The following is a 15,890-nucleotide window of genomic DNA, read 5'->3' as shown; positions in this document are numbered from 1 at the left end:
CCGCCACACCCCTCACAACCTGGGCAGAAGCTTCTTTACATTCACTTAGGCGCGTCGAGATACACCGGAAACGACCATCTGGGGCGATACTTCTCCCATGCGGGTGCTGTTGGTCGAAGACGACGACGGTGTCGCCGACGCCCTGGTGGAAGCGCTGCGGGCGAACGGCCACCGGCCTGCCCGCGTGCGCAGAGGCGCCGACGCGCTGATCGCCCACCGCGACGCGGACGTGGTGCTGCTCGACCTCGGCCTGCCCGACCAGGACGGCCTGGAGGTGCTGCGCAAGCTCCGCAAGATCGACCCGGTGCCGGTGCTCGTGCTGACCGCGCGCGGCGACGAGCGGACCGTGGTGCGCGGGCTGCGCCTGGGTGCGGACGACTACCTGGTCAAGCCGGTGCGGCTGGCGGAACTGCTGGCGCGCATCGACGCGGTGGCGCGGCGCAGTGCGGCACGGTCGCAGGAGCCGGGCGACGTCGTGCGGGTGTCCGATGTGGAGATCGACCTGCAGAGCCGCCAGGTCCAGGTGGGCGGGCGCGAGATCTCGTTGACCACCAAGGAGTTCGACGTCCTGGCGGTGCTCGCGCGCCGGCCGGGCACCGCGGTGAGCCGTCAGCAGCTGATGGACGAGGTGTGGGGCAACGCCTTCGTGGCGGTGTCGCGCACGCTCGACGTCCACCTCACGCAGTTGCGGGCCAAGCTCGACCGGCCAGGACTGCTGCACACGATCCGCGGTTTCGGCTACCGGCTCGGTGAATAGATGCGGCAACGGCTTCTGTTGGTGCTGCTGCTCTTCTCGCTCTCGGCCGTCACCGCGTTCGCCGTCCCGCTGCTGATGAGCACCGCCTCCGAGCGCACCCAGCAGTTCGTGATCAGCCGCACCGCCGACCTCGACCGCTTCGCCACCCTGCCCGCCGACGTCGTGGTGTCCGAGGCCTTGCGGTACCACGAGATCTACGGCGAGGAGGTCGTGGTCGTCAACGCGGCGGGCGAACCCGTCGTCGAGGCCGGGATGAAGATCGCCGAGGTGTCCGCGCAGATCGACGCCGCCCTGCGCAACCAGCCTGCCGCACCCGTGCCGACGGTCATGCCGTGGAGCGGCGGCGACGTCCTGTTCGCCCGCCCGGTCGGCACCGGCACGAAGGTCGCGGGCGCCGTCGTGCTGCGCGCCTCGACCAGCGTCGCAGCCCTGGACGTGGCTCGCCGGTGGGCGTTCGTGCTGGCAGGAGCGTTGCTGGCGGCGTGCGCGTGCGTCCTGCTGGCCCTGGTGGTCGCCCGCTGGCTGCTGCGGCCGCTGAAGGAACTCGATCGCGGCGTCCGCGCGGTCGCCGAGGGCCAGCGCCGTACACACGTCGCCGACACCGCCGGCCCGGCCGAGCTGCGGGCGTTGTCCGAGTCGTTCAACCGCATGTCCGACGCCGTGGCCGAGGCCGCCGACCAGCAACGACGGCTGATCGCCGACGCCTCGCACCAGCTGCGCAACCCGATGGCGGCCCTGCGGCTGCGCGTGGACATGCTGCCTTCCAACGGGTCACTCCTGACCGAGGTCGAACGCCTGGAGTCGCTGCTGGACGGCCTCCTGGCTCTGGCCTCCGCCGAGAGCACCGCCACCGAACGCGCGGCGGGAGGCGTGGAACCGGAGCTGGCCGATCTGCAGGTGGTCGCACACGACCGCGTCGACGCGTGGCGCGCGGCAGCTCACTCGGCCGGCGCGACGATCACCGTCGAGGACCGGGCGGCCGGACTGGTGCGGTGCGCGGTGTCGGACCTCGCGCAGGTGCTGGACGTGTTGCTGGACAACGCCATCAAGTACGGCGGACCGGAGATCACGGTGATCTGCGACCGGGCAACGCTGATCGTCAGGGACAACGGTGACGGACTGTCCGAAGAGGACATCGCGCGGGCAACCGAACGGTTCTGGCGCGGCGACGACTCGCAGCGCGGTACGGGACTCGGGCTGGCCATCGCGGAGAGGATCGTGACGGCGCACGACGGAACCTTGACGCTGCGCAGCGACGATACCGTCGGTGGCCTGGTCGTGACGGTGGAACTGCCGAAGGAGCCGTTGCTGTGAAACGACGAACGTTCCTCCTCGGCGCCCTTGCCCTCACCGCCTGCGGCACCAGCGAGCCGTCCGGCACGATCCGCATCGCCGGCGGCGAGCCAGGCGGCTTCTACCACGACTTCGCCGCCCTGATCTCCCGCCTCTCCCCCAGTCCGCTGACCATCATCCCGGTCCAGACCGGCGGCAGCGCGGACAACCTCAAACACCTCCGCGAGGGCACGGCCGAGCTCGCGCTGACCCTGAGCGACAGCGCCCACCTGGAGCCCGGCCTCGTCGCCGTGGGCCGCGTCTACGAGAACTACCTGCAGCTCGTGGTCCTCGACTCGTCCCCGTACCGGTCCGCCGCCGACCTGATCGGCAAACCGGTGTCCCTGGGCGCGGCCGGCTCCGGCGCCGCCCTGCAGGGCGAACGGCTCGCGCTGGGCGTGAAAGAAGAGCACTACCCGTTGCGCAACGCCATCGACGCCCTCAAAGCCGGCGAGATCGCGGCGCTCCTGTGGTCCGGCGGCGTGCCCACCCCGGAGCTCAACAAGGCCAGCGGCATCCGGCTCCTGCCGCTCGACAGCTTCCTGCCCAGGCTCCGGCAGGACTACGGCAAGGTCTACGAACGCGTCGACGTGCGGATGGGCGTGTACGGCTCCAACGCCGACATCCCCACCATCGGCACCCCGAACCTGCTGGTGTGCCGGCCGGACCTGAGCACAGAGTACGCGGGCGCCGTCGTGCGGCTGCTGGTCGCCAAGGCGGCGCAGCTCGTGCCCGACCAGGCCCTCGGCACGCAGTACCTCGACGTGCGCAGTCTCATCGACACGGGCAAAGTGCCACTGCATCCAGGCGCGGCGGCGGAATACCGGAGGTTGCACGGGTGATCATCACGATGGCGTCGATCTCGCTGGACGGGTTCTTCGAAGGACCCGGCCACGACATCAGCTGGCACCACATGAGCGAGGACATGCACGACTACGTCAACGCCGACCTGGCGACGATGAGCGCGCTGCTCGACGGCCGCCGCACGCACGAGCTGATGCTGGAGGCGTGGCCGCACGCCGAGGACAACCCCGACTTCACACCGAAAATGCGCGAGTTCGCCCCGATCTGGCGCAACGTGCGCAAGATCATCTACTCGCGCACGCGAACGTTCACCGAGTGGAACAGCGAGACCCGCACCGAGGTCGACGCGGACGAGATCAGGAACCTGCCGGGTGACAGCATGGTCGGCGGCCCCAACCTGCTGGAGACGTTCTTCGAGCACGACCTGGTCGACGAGATCAGGCTCTACGTCAACCCGGTCGCGATCGGCGCGGGCACCCCGTTCTTCAAGAAGCCGAACGCCCTGGCGCTCAAGGGCACCAGGGCGTTCGACAACGGAGTCGTGCTGCTGACCTACGGCAGGCGTTGACCGAGCAACAAAGCTGCCGCCGCCGCGAACATCGCCGTCATCGTGCCGAGCAACAGCCACGGCTTCGACGCGTCTGCCTGCTTCTTCTCGTAGCCGATCTGCTCGCCGAGCGTGTCGTAGACGCGGCGCAGCTCCTCGGCGGAGGCGGCCTTGAAGAACTCGCCACCGGAGAGCTTCGCGATCTCCTTCATCGAGTCGTCGTCGACGGGCACGGACTGCTGGCGGCCCTCGATGTCGACCACGCCGTCCTCGGTGCCGAACGAGATCGTGGAGATCGGGACTCCGGCCTTCTTGGCGTCCTCCGCCGCGTCGAAGGCCTTGCGGGTGCCGACCGTCTCCTTGCCGTCCGTCATCAGCACGATGCGGGCGGGTGGCGGACCCTCGGCGCCGCCGACGACCTTGCCGAACGAGTCGATCGACGCCAGCGCCGCCATGATCGCGTCACCGGTCGCGGTCGACTGGGCGAGCTTCAGGCCGTCGATCGACTGCGTGACGGCCGTGCGGTCCGTCGTCGGCGCCACCAGCACGGTGGCCGAGCCGGCGAACGAGATCAGGCCCAGGTTGATGCCGGGGGTGAGGCCCTCGGCGAACGACTTGGCGGCCACCTGCGCGGCCTCCAGCCGGGACGGCTTCACGTCCGTGGCCTTCATCGACAGCGACACGTCGACGACCATCATCACGGTCGCCCGGTTGCGCGGCACCCTCTGCTCGGACGTCGGACCGGCCAGCGCGACCGTCAGCAACGCCAGCGCGGCCAGCAGGAACGCCGCCGGCACGTGCCGCGACCAGCGTTCCCGCTTGGGCGCGACCTTCTCCAGCAGCTCCAGGTTCGTGAACCGCAGCACCCGCTTGCGCCGCATCCGCTGCACCACCACGTAGGCGGCGGCGAGCAGTGCGACCGCGATGAGCAGAAGGAACCACCACGGGGCGACGAAGTTCGAGAAGCTCACGCGACACCCCCTGACCAGCGGCGCTTGCGCGCCACCACGAAGCGGACGGTGTCCGCGATCCAGTCCGAGTCGGTTCGCAGCACCAGATGCCCGGCCCCCGCCCGGCGCAAACCCGCGGCGACCTCTGCGCGGTGTTCCGCGGCCGCCGCGTTGAACTCCTTGCGCAGCAACGCCGACGCCGTCACCTCGCGCTGGCGGCCCGTCTCCGGGTCGGACAGCACGACGGTGCCGACCTCTGGCAGGTCGACGTCACGCGGGTCCACGATCTCGATGGCGACGATGTCGTGCCGCGCGGACAACGCGCGCAGCGGACGTTGCCACTCCATGCCACCGAGGAAGTCCGAGATGACCACGATCAGGCCGCGCCGCCGTGGTGGCCTGCGCAGCTGTTCCAGCAACGCCGCCAGGTCGCCGCGTGTGCCCTCCTCGGCCCGCGGCAGCTCGGCGATCTTGCGGATCATGCCCCGCGCGTGCGCCAGCCCACCGCGGGCCGGGATGCGCATGCTCTCGGCGCCCGTCGAGACCGCCGCGCCGATCCGGTTGCCGCCGCCGCGCGTCAGGTGCGCGACCGCGGCCGTCGCGGCGATGGCCAGGTCGCGCTTCTCGCAGACCGCGGTGCCGAAGTCGAGTGACGGCGACAGGTCGATCGCGAGCCAGGTCTCCAGCTCGCGGTCCGCGACCGTCTCGCGGATGTGCGGCACCGTGGTGCGCGCGGTGACCGCCCAGTCCATCCGGCGCACGTCGTCACCCGGCTGGTAGGTCCTGGCCTCGCCCGGTTCGGTGCCGGGCCCCGGCACGAGGCCGAGGTGGTTGCCCTGCAGCAGGCCGTCGAGGCGGCGCCGCACGTCGAGCTCCAGCATCCGCAGGGCGGCTTCCATCCGGACGCCGCGCAGGATGGGCGGCGCCCACGAGGGGCGCTCCTTCTCGGCCTTCGCTGAAGCGTCTTTGGGGCTCACTGCCTACCAGCCGCGACCGGCTGCTGCGGACGGGCCGACACCTGCGGCAACGGCACGATCTGCAGCACTCGGGTGATGATGTGGTCGATCGGCACGCCGTCGGCCAGCGCGTCGTAGGAGAGCACCAGGCGGTGGCGCAGCACGTCCGGCACCACGTCCACGACGTCCTGCGGCAGCACGTAGTCGCGGCCGCGGACCAGCGCGAGGCCGCGGGCGGCGGCGATGATGCCGAGCGACGCACGCGGCGAGGCACCGTAGGCGACCCAGCCGGCGACGTCGGTGAGGCCGTGCTCGCCGGGCGCGCGGGTCGCGATCACGAGGCGCACCACGTAGTCGACGAGCGCGTGGTGGACGAAGACGCGCGACGCCACGCCCTGCAGGCGCACCAGTTCCTCAGGCGAGAGGACCTGGCTCGGCGTGGGCGCCTCGACGCCCATGCGGTAGACGATCTCGCGCTCTTCCTCGGCGGTCGGGTACTCGACCTGGATCTTGAACAGGAACCTGTCGCGCTGCGCCTCCGGCAGCGGGTACACGCCCTCGTTCTCGATCGGGTTCTGCGTGGCCAGCACCAGGAACGGGTTGGGCATCGGGAACGTCCGGCCACCGATCGACACGTGCCGCTCGGCCATCACCTCGAGCATCGCCGACTGCACCTTGGCGGGCGCGCGGTTGATCTCGTCGGCGAGCACGAAGTTCGCGACGACGGGGCCGAGCTCGACGTCGAACGCCTCGCTGGACTGGCGGTAGATGCGGGTGCCGAGGATGTCGGCGGGCACCAGGTCGGGCGTGAACTGCACGCGCGAGAACGATCCGCCGACCACGCGGGCGAACGTCTCGACGGCGAGCGTCTTCGCGACGCCCGGCACACCTTCGAGCAGCAGATGGCCCTTGGCCAGCAGACCCACGAGCATCCGCTCGACGAGCCGGTCCTGGCCGACGATGACCCGCTTCACCTCGAACACGGTGCGTTCGAGCAGCTGGGCGTCACGAGCCGGGGTGACGGGCGCCGATGCGTTCGGCGTTGCCTCGGCGGCGGGCTCGGTCACGTGCGGGCCTCCATGCGGAACAGGGTTTTACCGATAGTGGAACAGTCTTGCTCTTCGCCTGTTCAACCGCTGTGAAGGGTGTCCAGGTCGGCCGGTGTGTCGACGTCACGCGCCTCACCGGGCAAAGCGGACACCTCCACCGGGTTCAACTGCTGCAGAGTCTTGCGCAGCGGCAGATCGCGTGGATCTTCAGGTAGGGCTGCGCGCAGCTCGGCCGTGTTCCACATGCCGATCAGCCACTGCGTGCGATCGTCCTTGAGCACAGCGTTGCCGCCGGCTTCGCGCAGCCTGGCGATCGTGTTCCTGGTGAGACCGGGCTGGTCGACCGCGAGGACCGCGACCCGTTCGGCGGTGACCTCACGCAGTCCCGCGGCGAGCCCGGCGAGCGGACCACCGCCGGGCGGGTCCTCACGCGCCCAGATGACGCCGGGAAGGTCTTTCTCCGGTCCCACCACGATGATCTGACTCGCATCGTCCACAACGGACAGCACGTGGTCGAGCAGCGTCGCATCCCGATAGGACAGTGCGGCCTTGTCGATGCCGCCGAGCCGTTCGCCCTTGCCGCCGGTGAGGATGATCGCCGCGTAGGTCATGTGCTCTTCCCGTCGATGTGGGCCGCGACGCCTTCCAGGAACAGGTGCAGGCCGAAGTCGAAGTCCGCCCCGAGGTCCTCGACGTCGAGCACGTCGTCCAGGTCGAACACGCCGGCCTCGACGACCTTGGCGAGCGCGGGCATTCTGCGGGGGTCGACGACCTCGCGCAGCTTCTGCCCGTACTGGTGGTTGAACTGGGCCGGGTCCTCCTCGAACCCCTGGGACAGCGTGAAGCTCAGCCGCGCCTCGCCCTGCACGAAGGTCGACAGGCCCATCACGACGCCGATCTTCTCCCCCGGCTCCAGCGGCACGCCTTCGAGGGCGGTGAGCGCGCTGTCCAGCCAGGCGAGGTTCTTCGGTCCGGACGGCGGGCCGCTGACCGGGATCTGCAGGAACCACGGGCGCCTGCGGATGGCCGTGAGCACCGCTCTCGCCCAGAACCCGAGCTTGTCGCGCCACTCGCCGTCGGGCAGCGGCGGCGGTTCCTCCATCGCCGCGTCCCACATCAGCGCGAGCAGTTCGTCCTTGTTCTTCACGTGCCGGTAGAGGGCCATCGTCGCGTTGCCCATCTCCTGCGCGACCCGTGCCATCGACACGGCGGCCAGACCCTCGGCGTCCGCGATCGCGATGGCAGCCCGCGTGATGTCGGCGGCGTCGATGGTCGGCTTGCGCCCCCTCTTCATACCCCCTAGTCAAACAGATGCGTATGTCATACGCTAATTCAGGTTTTGCGTATGAGGTACGCATAAAGGGGGTGGCGAGTGATCGTCGAAACAGCGGGGCTGAGGAAGAGCTACGGCAAGAACACCGTGCTCACCGGCCTGGATCTGAAGGTGGCGGAGGGATCGGTGCTCGCGTTGCTCGGGCCGAACGGTGCGGGCAAGACGACCACGATCCGGATTCTCAACACGCTGACCAGGCCGGACGGCGGCACGGCGCGCATCGCCGGGTTCGACGTGGTGCGCGAGCCGGGGAAGGTGCGCGGCGTGATCAGCCTGACCGGCCAGTACGCGGCCGTGGACGACGAGCAGACCGGCCGGGAGAACCTGGTGATGATCGCCCGGCTGCGCCGGTTCTCCCGCGCGGCGGCCCGTGCTCGTGCGGTGGAGTTGCTGGAGCGGTTCGACCTGGTGGGCGCCGCCGACCGCAGGGTCCGCACCTACTCCGGCGGCATGCGGCGGCGGCTGGACCTCGCGATGAGCCTGGTCTCCCGGCCCCGGCTGCTGTTCCTGGACGAGCCGACGACGGGGCTCGACCCGATGAGCCGCACGACGATGTGGGACGCCATCGGTGAGCTGGTGCGCGAGGGCGTGACGATCTTCCTCACGACCCAGTACCTGGAGGAGGCAGACCGGCTCGCGGACCGGATCGTGGTGCTGCACCGCGGCGACGTCGTCGCGGACGGCACGGCCGACGCGCTCAAGAACCAGGTCGGCGGCACCCGCCTCGACCTGGACTTCGCCACCGCGCTCGACGCGGGGCGCGCGCAGGCCCTGCTCGGTGGCGTGCGGGCCGAGTCAAGGCTCAGCGTGCCGTCCGACGGCAGCGCGGCCCACCTGCACCGGGTGCTGGACGACCTGCTGGTCGCGGGCGTGCGCACGGAACGCGTGTCCACCCACCGACCGACCCTCGACGACGTCTTCACCAGCCTGACCAGGGTGGCGGCATGACCGGAAGGCTCACGATGGTCGGCCGCAGCGTCCGGCTGAGCCGCCGCAACCTCGACACGCTCCTCATGTCGATCTTGCTCCCGGTGATGATGATGGCGCTGTTCGTCTACGTCTTCGGCGGCGCGATCGCCACGGGAACGTCCTATGTGAACTACGTGGTGCCCGGAATCATCGTGCTGTGCACCGGGTACGGCGCCACGTCCACGGCCATGTCGGTGGCCGACGACATGAAGAAGGGCGCCGTCGACCGGTTCCGTTCGATGCCGATCAGCAGCTTCGCCGTGCTGACCGGCCACGTGACGGCGTCGGTCGCGCGCAACGCCCTCGCCACGGCGATCGTCGTGCTGGTCGCCGTGGGGATGGGGTTCCGGCCCACGGCGACCGTGCTCGGCTGGGTGCTCGCGATGGGTTTGCTGCTGCTGTACGTGCTGGCGCTGTCGTGGCTCGCCGCGGGCTTCGGCGTCATCGCGCGGTCGGTGGAGTCGGCGAGCGTGCTCGGCTTCTTCATGCTGTTCCTGCCGTACCTGAGCAGCGCGTTCGTGCCGACCACGACCATGCCCGCGGTGCTGCGGGTGGTCAGCGAGCACCAGCCGATCACCCCGATCATCGAGACGGTGCGGGCGTTGCTGGCCGGCCAGCGCGCGGACGCGGGGTGGCTCGCGCTGGCGTGGTCGGGCGGGTTGCTGGTGGTGGCCTTCGCGTTCGCCACCTGGTTGTTCCGGCGGATCAGCTCCCGTTGAGGTGAAGGGCGTCGAGGCGGGTGAGCTCCTCGGGGGTCAGGCTCAGTTCGCCCGCCTCGACGTTCTGCCGCAGGTGCTCCGGATCGCCTGTACCGGGGATGACGAGCACGTGCGGTCCGCGCGCGAGCGTCCAGGCGAGACGGACCTGCGCTGGCGAGACGCCGTGGGCGCGCGCGATCTCCGTGACGTCGTCGTCCTCCGCCGACGTCCCGGCCTCCTTGTTCGCGCCCGCGAGCGCGAAGAACGGCACGAACGCGATACCTCTGTCCCCGCAGACGCCCAGGAAGTCGTCCTGTTCCGGGTGGTGGCCGAGCCCGTACGAGTTCTGCACGCACACCACGGGCGCGATCTTCTGCGCCTGGTCCAGGTGGTGCGGCCGGACGTTCGACAGCCCGAGGTGCCGGATCAGCCCCTCCTGGCGCAGCGCCGCGAGCCGCTCGAAGTGCCGGCTGATGTCGTCGAGCCCGCTCACCCGCAGGTTCACGACGTCGAGGTGGTCCCTGCCCAGCTGACGCAGGTTCTCCTCGACCTGGCCGCGCAGCTGGTCCGGCGTGGCGAGCGGCAGCCACTCCCCCTGCGGCGTTCTGCTCGGCCCGACCTTGGTGGTGATCACCAGGTCGTCCGGGTACGGCGACAACGCGCTGTTGATCAGCTCGTTGGCCGACCTCGTGGTGGAGAAGTAGTAGGCGGCCGTGTCGATGTGGTTGACGCCCAGCTCGACCGCCGTGCGGAGCACATCGATCGCCTGCGCCCGGTCCCGGGGTTTCGCGCTGGGGTCGAACGCGCCTCCCTGCTGCGGCAGGCGCATCGCGCCGAAACCGACCCGGTTCACGGTCAGGTCACCCAGTCGCCACGTCACCCGCCCCACTGTGCCAGCCTTGACGTCGTGGGACTGTTCACCCTCGACGAGGCCCGAGCCGAGCTCGCCCGGTTGCTGCCGGTGCTGGACGAAATCGTGCGTTTGCGCGCCGACGCCGCCGAACTGGCCGTCGGCTCGTCGTCGTTGGGCGGGCTGCCGGAGTTCAAGGCCGCGCAGGCACGGCTCGACGAGCTGCTGGAGTCCGTCCAGCAGACCGGGGCCGAGCTGAAGGGCTTCGCCCCGCTGCTGGTCGACTTCCCGTCCGAGCTGGACGGCGTGCCGGTCCTGTTGTGCTGGCTGGAGGGTGACCGGACGCTGGACTGGTACCACCGCGCCGACGTGGGGTTCGCGGGCCGCCGCCCTCTCTAGCGCGGTGCGAGGAAACCCGCGACCAGCAGCATGCTGATCAGTCCCGAAATGAGTCCCAGCGCCGCCAGGTACTGCTTGGCGGTGGTGCGGCCGGGCATCCGGTGCAGGATGACCCCGCCCGCGACCGACAGGGCGATCGCGATCGGCACCAGCGCCCGCCACGCCTTGTCCCACGTGAACGGCAGGTAGTCGTCCGCGCCGTACAGCGACAGGATCAGCGCGGGCAGACCGAGTCCGGCGGCGGCCGCGGCGGCGAGCATGTTGAACCGTTGCTGCGACTCGCCTTCCTGCGCGACGGCGAACGTCGACACGCTGCTCAGCAACGACTGCAGCCGCGTGACCTCGTCGCCGAGCTCGACGTCCATGGCCTCGCAGTGCCTTCTCACGCCGGGGTTCCTGACCTCGCGGAGCGTGTCACGGGCCTGGTCACGGGCGCGGCTGACCGCGATCGAGAGCTCGACGAGCTGGGCCATCACCATCCGCAGCGCGGTGTTCCTGCGCTGCGCCAGCAAGTCGGCGACCTGCCGTTCCATCTCGTACCGCAGCCCCCGCAGCTCCGCGACCGTGTTCCGCGACCCCTCGGCGATGGCTTTCGAGATGACGCCGGGCCTGTCGTCGCCGTCGGGGATCAGGTGGGCGGGGTGCCGCAGCAGCTCGGCCACGCCGTCACCGGGCCACGGCTCGCGGTGCCAGCCGCCGTTCTCCCGCCAGGCCGCCCTGACCAGCACGTCGATTCGGGCGCCGTCCGTGCGCGCCTGTCCCACGAGGATCCTGCGTACCTCGCCCTTCGTGACGCGCACGAACGGCACGGCGTCCCCGGAGAGGCCCTCCCCCACCGACACCGTCACCTGAGCGCCCAGGTCCGGGTCCGCGGGATCACCCGCCAGCGCGCGTAAGTCCACGTCGTGATCTTCGCATGGTGACCGGATCCGTCCGCTCCTCGGCCGGGTCGTGCCTGTCTCGGCAGCCGGGCGACGGCGAGGCTTGGTGCCATGAAGCGAGCATTGATCGTCATCGACGTGCAGGAGTCGTTCCGCCGGCGCGCCAACTGGGCGGAGGTGTCCGACCCGGACGTCGTGGGCAAGGTGAACCAGCTGGTCGACATGACCAGGGACGCCGGTGATCTGGTGGTGTGGGTGTTGCACTCCGAGCCCGGCACCGGCGGCGTGTTCGACCCCGCGCTGGGCCACGTGCGCCTCATCGACGGGCTCAAGCCGCTGGACGACGAGCCGGTCCTGACCAAGACCGCGCACAACGCGTTCACCACGACGAACCTGCAGCAGACGCTCACCATGCGAGGCGTGCGGGAGCTGCTGATCAGCGGCATCCGGACCGAGCAGTGCTGCGAGACGACCACGCGCGTGGGGTCGGACCTCGGGTTCGACATGACGTTCGTGACCGACGCGACCGCGACCATGCCGATGGAGCACTGGCGGACCGGGAAGGTGCTCGGGGTCGAGGAGATCATCGAGCGGACCGAGTACGTGCTGGCCGGTCGGTTCGCGCGGATCTCGGATGTCGCTACGCTGACCGGATCGTGACCAGAGTCGTTTTCCTGCTCGTACCGGGAGTGCACCTGCTCGACCTCGCGGGGCCGGCGCAGGTGTTCTCCAGCGCGGCCGACCTCGTGGGCGGGTACGCGCTGGAGTACGTGGGCGACTCGGAGTCCGTGCCCAGCCATCAGGGTGTGCCGCTGGGCGCGGCGACCGAGCTGCCCTCGCTCGACGTGCACGACCTCGTGTTCGTGCCGGGATGGCGCTCGCCGAAGATCGCCGGGACCGGACCGTTGAGCGGCCGGGCGTTGGCGTGGTTGCGCGCGCACCACGCGGACGGAGGCACGGTCGCGAGTGTGTGCGCCGGTGCGGATGTGCTGGGCCGCGCCGGTCTGCTCGACGGCCGGCGTTGCACCACGCACCACGAACTGCAGGACGAGCTCGAACGGCGCTATCCGCACGCACGGGTCGTCAGGGACGTGCTGTTCGTGGAGGACGATCGGATCGTCACGTCGGCGGGCATCGCGAGCGGCATCGACCTCGCGCTGAACCTGGTCGCCACCCGGCACGGGCCAGCGGTTGCCGCCGCCATCGCACGCACCATGGTCGTCTACGCGCGCAGGAACGGTGACGACCAGCAGGCCAGTGTGCTGCTGCGGCACCGTTCGCACGTCAACGAAACCGTGCACCGCATTCAGGACGTCATCGAGTCACGCCTCACCGACCGGCTTTCGCTCACCGAACTGGCCACTGTCGCCGGATGCAGCGAACGGACCGTCACGCGGTTGTTCGGCAAGGCGACGGGCATGACGCCGTTGCGGTACCAGCAGGCGTTGCGCGTCGAACGGGCCGAGCACCTCATCGGGCAGGGTGCCACGGTCGAGACCGCCGCGCGCAACGTCGGCTTCGAGGACGCCCGCATGTTGCGCCGCCTGCGTTCCCGCTGAAAATTGTCAGACCCGAGGCATAGTGTGACCCGCGTGACGACTCTGGCGAACCGCCCCAACACCGCGTTGCTCGTGATCGACGTGCAGAACGGCGTGGTGAACCACGCGCACAACCGCGACGAGGTCGTGGCCAACGTCGCCACGCTCGTCGACAAGGCCCGTGCGGCCGGTGTCGACGTCGTGTGGGTGCAGCACAGCAACGCCGAGCACATGCCGAAGAACTCCGACGGCTGGCAGTTCGTGGCCGAGCTCGAGGTCGCCGAGGGCGAACCGGTGGTGCACAAGACGTACGCCGACTCCTTCGAGGACACCGACCTCGAGGAAGTGCTGGCGGGCAAGGGAATCGGCAGTCTCGTGGTCTCCGGCGCGCAGACCGACGAGTGCATCCGCTCGACCCTGCACGGCGCGATCGTCCGCGGCTACGACGCTCTGCTCGTGAGCGACGCGCACACCACGGAGGACCTGTCCGAGTGGGGCGCCCCCACTCCGGACAAGGTCATCGCGCACACCAACCTCTACTGGGAGAACCACACCGCGCCCGGCCGCGCGGCGGGTGTCGTCAAGACCGAGGACGCCTTCAAGCCAGCCGGTTGATCTCGTCGCTGCGCAGCAACTTCGGAGCCTGAGCACCCTTGGCCAGCGCCACCATGGCACGGCCGAGGTTCTCGGTGCTCGTGACGTACGCGGGCGCCACCCGCCGCAGCAACGGGAACAGCCACGACGACCACGAATAGAGGTAGCGGTAGATCCGGGTGCGCGAGGTGATCCCGTGCCGCGGCTGGATGAATCCGGGCCGCACGACGAACACCGGCCGGTCCAGCGCCAGCAGCTCGTTCTCGGTCCGGCCCTTCACCCGCGCCCACATCGTCTTGCTCTCGGCGTTCGCACCCTCGCCCGACACGTACACATACGTGCCACCGACGACACGTGCGGCCTCAAGCGCGTAGTCGTGCGTCACGGGCAGGTACTCGGCCTCGGTCAGACCCGCTGATGTCACGCCCATGCAGTAGAAGCACGCGTTGGCGCCGGCCAGTTCATCGGCAACCGGTGACAGGTCACGGAAATCGGCGTGCACGACGTGCCGGTGCCTGGCGTCCGTCACGTCCATCGGGGCACGCCCCACGGTGACCACCGAGTCGACGTCGGGGTCGAGCAGGCACTCGCGCAGCGCACCTCGACCCACCATGCCGGACGCGCCGAACACCACGATCTTCACGCCGCCAATCTAGCTGTTCGGGCACCCGCACCCCCGGCGGTGAGGCATCCTGGCGGCATGGACGTCTCCGCGCAGCTGGCGAGCGTTTTCACGGCCGCCGCGCCTCGCCCCGAACTCGCCGGGCACCTGAACGTGTTCGAGCCGTTGATCGGCAGCTGGTCCCTGGTCGTGCAGAACTTCGGCGAGGACGGGACCGTCCAGACCACCGACGCCGAATGGCACTTCGGCTGGGCTCTGGACGGGCGGGCGCTCGCCGACGTGTGGATCAGCCCGGCCAGGGCGAGCCGGTCCGGCGGCACGGACGGCGAATGGGGCCTGAGCCTGCGGTTCTACGACCCGGAGCTCGGCGCGTTCCGGTCGACCTGGCTCGGGCCCGGCCGCGGCTGGGTGATCCCGTTCATCGGCAGGCGGACCGAGGACGGCTTCGCTCTCGAAGGCGACAAGAACGGCGTCCGGCTGCGCTGGATCTTCTCGGACCTCACCGCCGAGAGCTTCTCGTGGCGCGCGGAGGAGACGGAGCCGGGCACGGACGAGCCCTTTGTGCGCCAACGCTTCCAGCCTCGCCGCACATCCTGGCAAACCGGTGGACACCGCCCGCCACACTGAGCAGATGAACCGGACCGTGTACCGCCGCGCACCGGGCCCAGTGCCCGTCCTCGGACAGAACCCCCGCCTCGTCGACGACGAAGACGACGCCGCCCTGGCCGACCTCATGGAACGCGCCTATGCCGGCACCATCGACGAACACCTCGGCGGCAACAGCGACGGCGCCGTCGAGATCGCGGACTGGCGGCCCGACGCGGTGCCGCACGCGAGCTTCGTGGCGGAGGAGGACAGGATCGTGGCCGCGTCGCTCATCTCCAAGAACGGCAACGACTTCTGGCTCGCCTACGTCATCACGCATCCCGAGTGGAAGGGCCGCGGCCTCGGCACCGCCGTCGTCGCCGCGTCCCTGCGCGCCCTCGACGCCCCTGTCCTCGCCGGCTGCACCGACGGCAACACGCCCTCGGAGCGCCTCCTGGCCACCCTCGGCTTCACGCCAGTGCCGCGCTGACCCGTTCCTCGTCCCCGGTCGCCAGCAGGTCCAGCAGCGCGCCCCGCAGCAACGCGAGCTCCCGCGTCCGCTGAGCAAGCCCGGCAGGGGTGTCCCGCACATCTTCGGGCTGCGCTGAAGAAAGCACCTCCAGCCAGTCCTCAACGGTCGCGCGCGCAAAGCCGGCCCACGGCCCGTCCGGCTCCACGAGAGAGCGGGCGTAAGCCTCCAGCCACAACGTCAGCAACGGCCGATGCGCCGGCGCGGACAGCCACTCCCACAACCGCGCCACGACCCCGGGCCCGGTGCCGATGTCGGCGAGCAACGCCAGCTCATCCGCACGCGCCCGCGCCAGCAACGCCCTGATCAGGCCTTCCTTGCTGCCGAACAGGTACAGCAGCACCCGTGTGCTCGACCCGATGGCCGCCGCCAGCGGCCGCAGCGACACGTCCGCCAGCCCGTGCGTGAGCACGTACCGGTAGGCGGCTTCGAGCAGTTCGGTCTCCCGCGCGGACGGCATGAGCGCTATCTTCGCATTACTGAAACACTCGTGTCAG

The 15,890-nt window shown here is 70.1% G+C and carries 21 protein-coding genes; 12 read left to right on the top strand and 9 right to left on the bottom strand.

What is annotated here, in order from left to right:
* Positions 1-97: 97 nt before the first annotated feature.
* Genes C8D87_RS32090 through C8D87_RS32075 form a run of 4 tightly spaced genes read left to right on the top strand, consistent with a single transcriptional unit; the run spans position 98 to position 3,461 of the window.
* A complete protein-coding gene (locus C8D87_RS32090) occupies positions 98-757 on the top strand; it encodes a response regulator transcription factor (RefSeq protein WP_109640291.1) in 660 nt (219 codons plus the stop codon).
* Positions 758-2,071: a sensor histidine kinase gene (locus C8D87_RS32085; RefSeq protein WP_109640292.1), complete on the top strand. Its 1,314-nt coding sequence runs from the start codon at positions 758-760 to the stop codon at positions 2,069-2,071.
* Positions 2,068-2,931, top strand: a complete 864-nt coding sequence (locus tag C8D87_RS32080) for a TAXI family TRAP transporter solute-binding subunit (RefSeq protein WP_109640293.1) — start codon at positions 2,068-2,070, stop codon at positions 2,929-2,931. Before C8D87_RS32085 ends, C8D87_RS32080 begins: the two co-directional genes overlap by 4 nt.
* Complete coding sequence (locus C8D87_RS32075) at positions 2,928-3,461, top strand: dihydrofolate reductase family protein (RefSeq protein ID WP_215732551.1); 534 nt, start codon at positions 2,928-2,930, stop codon at positions 3,459-3,461. The genes C8D87_RS32080 and C8D87_RS32075 overlap by 4 nt, the downstream gene beginning before the upstream one ends.
* Here the strand turns inward: C8D87_RS32075 and C8D87_RS32070 are convergent.
* From C8D87_RS32070 to C8D87_RS32050, 5 genes are all read right to left on the bottom strand, one after another.
* Complete coding sequence (locus C8D87_RS32070) at positions 3,446-4,411, bottom strand: VWA domain-containing protein (protein ID WP_109640294.1); 966 nt, start codon at positions 4,409-4,411, stop codon at positions 3,446-3,448. The genes C8D87_RS32075 and C8D87_RS32070 overlap by 16 nt on opposite strands.
* On the bottom strand, positions 4,408-5,289 hold the full coding sequence (locus C8D87_RS32065) for a DUF58 domain-containing protein (protein WP_109640383.1): 882 nt from the start codon (positions 5,287-5,289) through the stop codon (positions 4,408-4,410). The genes C8D87_RS32070 and C8D87_RS32065 overlap by 4 nt, the downstream gene beginning before the upstream one ends.
* Before the next feature lie 74 nt (positions 5,290-5,363).
* Complete coding sequence (locus tag C8D87_RS32060) at positions 5,364-6,413, bottom strand: AAA family ATPase (RefSeq protein WP_109640295.1); 1,050 nt, start codon at positions 6,411-6,413, stop codon at positions 5,364-5,366.
* 62 nt (positions 6,414-6,475) lie between these two features.
* On the bottom strand, positions 6,476-7,006 hold the full coding sequence (gene mobA, locus C8D87_RS32055; RefSeq protein ID WP_112229482.1) for a molybdenum cofactor guanylyltransferase: 531 nt from the start codon (positions 7,004-7,006) through the stop codon (positions 6,476-6,478).
* A complete protein-coding gene (locus tag C8D87_RS32050; protein ID WP_112229481.1) occupies positions 7,003-7,689 on the bottom strand; it encodes a TetR/AcrR family transcriptional regulator in 687 nt (228 codons plus the stop codon). Before C8D87_RS32050 ends, mobA begins: the two co-directional genes overlap by 4 nt.
* A 78-nt stretch (positions 7,690-7,767) precedes the next feature.
* Between C8D87_RS32050 and C8D87_RS32045 the strand changes: the two genes are divergently transcribed.
* Positions 7,768-8,676: an ATP-binding cassette domain-containing protein gene (locus C8D87_RS32045; RefSeq protein WP_112229480.1), complete on the top strand. Its 909-nt coding sequence runs from the start codon at positions 7,768-7,770 to the stop codon at positions 8,674-8,676.
* On the top strand, positions 8,673-9,416 hold the full coding sequence (locus C8D87_RS32040) for an ABC transporter permease (RefSeq protein WP_112229479.1): 744 nt from the start codon (positions 8,673-8,675) through the stop codon (positions 9,414-9,416). Before C8D87_RS32045 ends, C8D87_RS32040 begins: the two co-directional genes overlap by 4 nt.
* Here the strand turns inward: C8D87_RS32040 and C8D87_RS32035 are convergent.
* Entirely contained in the window at positions 9,403-10,275 is an 873-nt protein-coding gene (locus tag C8D87_RS32035; protein ID WP_267899897.1) for an oxidoreductase, read from the bottom strand. The two genes, C8D87_RS32040 and C8D87_RS32035, sit on opposite strands and share 14 nt — an antisense overlap.
* 27 nt (positions 10,276-10,302) lie before the next feature.
* Between C8D87_RS32035 and C8D87_RS32030 the strand changes: the two genes are divergently transcribed.
* Positions 10,303-10,644 carry a DUF2203 domain-containing protein gene (locus C8D87_RS32030; RefSeq protein WP_112229478.1) on the top strand — a complete coding sequence of 114 codons (342 nt, stop codon included), beginning with the start codon at positions 10,303-10,305 and terminating at the stop codon, positions 10,642-10,644.
* On the opposite strand, the gene C8D87_RS32025 is transcribed toward C8D87_RS32030, so the two are convergent.
* Positions 10,641-11,546: a hypothetical protein gene (locus C8D87_RS32025; protein ID WP_233442395.1), complete on the bottom strand. Its 906-nt coding sequence runs from the start codon at positions 11,544-11,546 to the stop codon at positions 10,641-10,643. The genes C8D87_RS32030 and C8D87_RS32025 overlap by 4 nt on opposite strands.
* A 90-nt stretch (positions 11,547-11,636) precedes the next feature.
* Here C8D87_RS32025 and C8D87_RS32020 point away from each other — a divergent pair, with 90 nt between their 5' ends.
* From C8D87_RS32020 to C8D87_RS32010, 3 genes are read left to right on the top strand one after another with little or no spacing between them, the layout of a single operon-like run.
* The gene (locus C8D87_RS32020; protein WP_112229477.1) at positions 11,637-12,185 is read left to right on the top strand and encodes a cysteine hydrolase family protein; all 549 of its coding nucleotides are present in this window, start codon (positions 11,637-11,639) and stop codon (positions 12,183-12,185) included.
* Positions 12,182-13,084 carry a GlxA family transcriptional regulator gene (locus C8D87_RS32015; protein WP_112229476.1) on the top strand — a complete coding sequence of 301 codons (903 nt, stop codon included), beginning with the start codon at positions 12,182-12,184 and terminating at the stop codon, positions 13,082-13,084. The genes C8D87_RS32020 and C8D87_RS32015 overlap by 4 nt, the downstream gene beginning before the upstream one ends.
* Positions 13,085-13,117: 33 nt before the next feature.
* Complete coding sequence (locus C8D87_RS32010; protein ID WP_109640303.1) at positions 13,118-13,678, top strand: isochorismatase family protein; 561 nt, start codon at positions 13,118-13,120, stop codon at positions 13,676-13,678.
* Here the strand turns inward: C8D87_RS32010 and C8D87_RS32005 are convergent.
* Positions 13,662-14,300: a Rossmann-fold NAD(P)-binding domain-containing protein gene (locus tag C8D87_RS32005; RefSeq protein ID WP_112229475.1), complete on the bottom strand. Its 639-nt coding sequence runs from the start codon at positions 14,298-14,300 to the stop codon at positions 13,662-13,664. The two genes, C8D87_RS32010 and C8D87_RS32005, sit on opposite strands and share 17 nt — an antisense overlap.
* Before the next feature lie 57 nt (positions 14,301-14,357).
* On the opposite strand from C8D87_RS32005, the gene C8D87_RS32000 reads away from it, so the two are divergent.
* Together C8D87_RS32000 and C8D87_RS31995 are read left to right on the top strand one after the other, a co-directional pair.
* Positions 14,358-14,906, top strand: coding sequence for a hypothetical protein (locus C8D87_RS32000; RefSeq protein ID WP_215732550.1), 549 nt, complete (start codon positions 14,358-14,360; stop codon positions 14,904-14,906).
* A 4-nt stretch (positions 14,907-14,910) separates the two neighbouring features.
* A complete protein-coding gene (locus tag C8D87_RS31995; RefSeq protein ID WP_112229474.1) occupies positions 14,911-15,354 on the top strand; it encodes a GNAT family N-acetyltransferase in 444 nt (147 codons plus the stop codon).
* Here the strand turns inward: C8D87_RS31995 and C8D87_RS31990 are convergent.
* The gene (locus C8D87_RS31990; protein WP_112229473.1) at positions 15,335-15,853 is read right to left on the bottom strand and encodes a TetR/AcrR family transcriptional regulator; all 519 of its coding nucleotides are present in this window, start codon (positions 15,851-15,853) and stop codon (positions 15,335-15,337) included. The genes C8D87_RS31995 and C8D87_RS31990 overlap by 20 nt on opposite strands.
* Between the last annotated feature and the right edge of the window lie 37 nt (positions 15,854-15,890).

This window comes from Lentzea atacamensis (genome assembly GCF_003269295.1).
Classification (GTDB): domain Bacteria; phylum Actinomycetota; class Actinomycetes; order Mycobacteriales; family Pseudonocardiaceae; genus Lentzea; species Lentzea atacamensis.
This window is presented reverse-complemented; position numbering and strand designations above follow the sequence as displayed.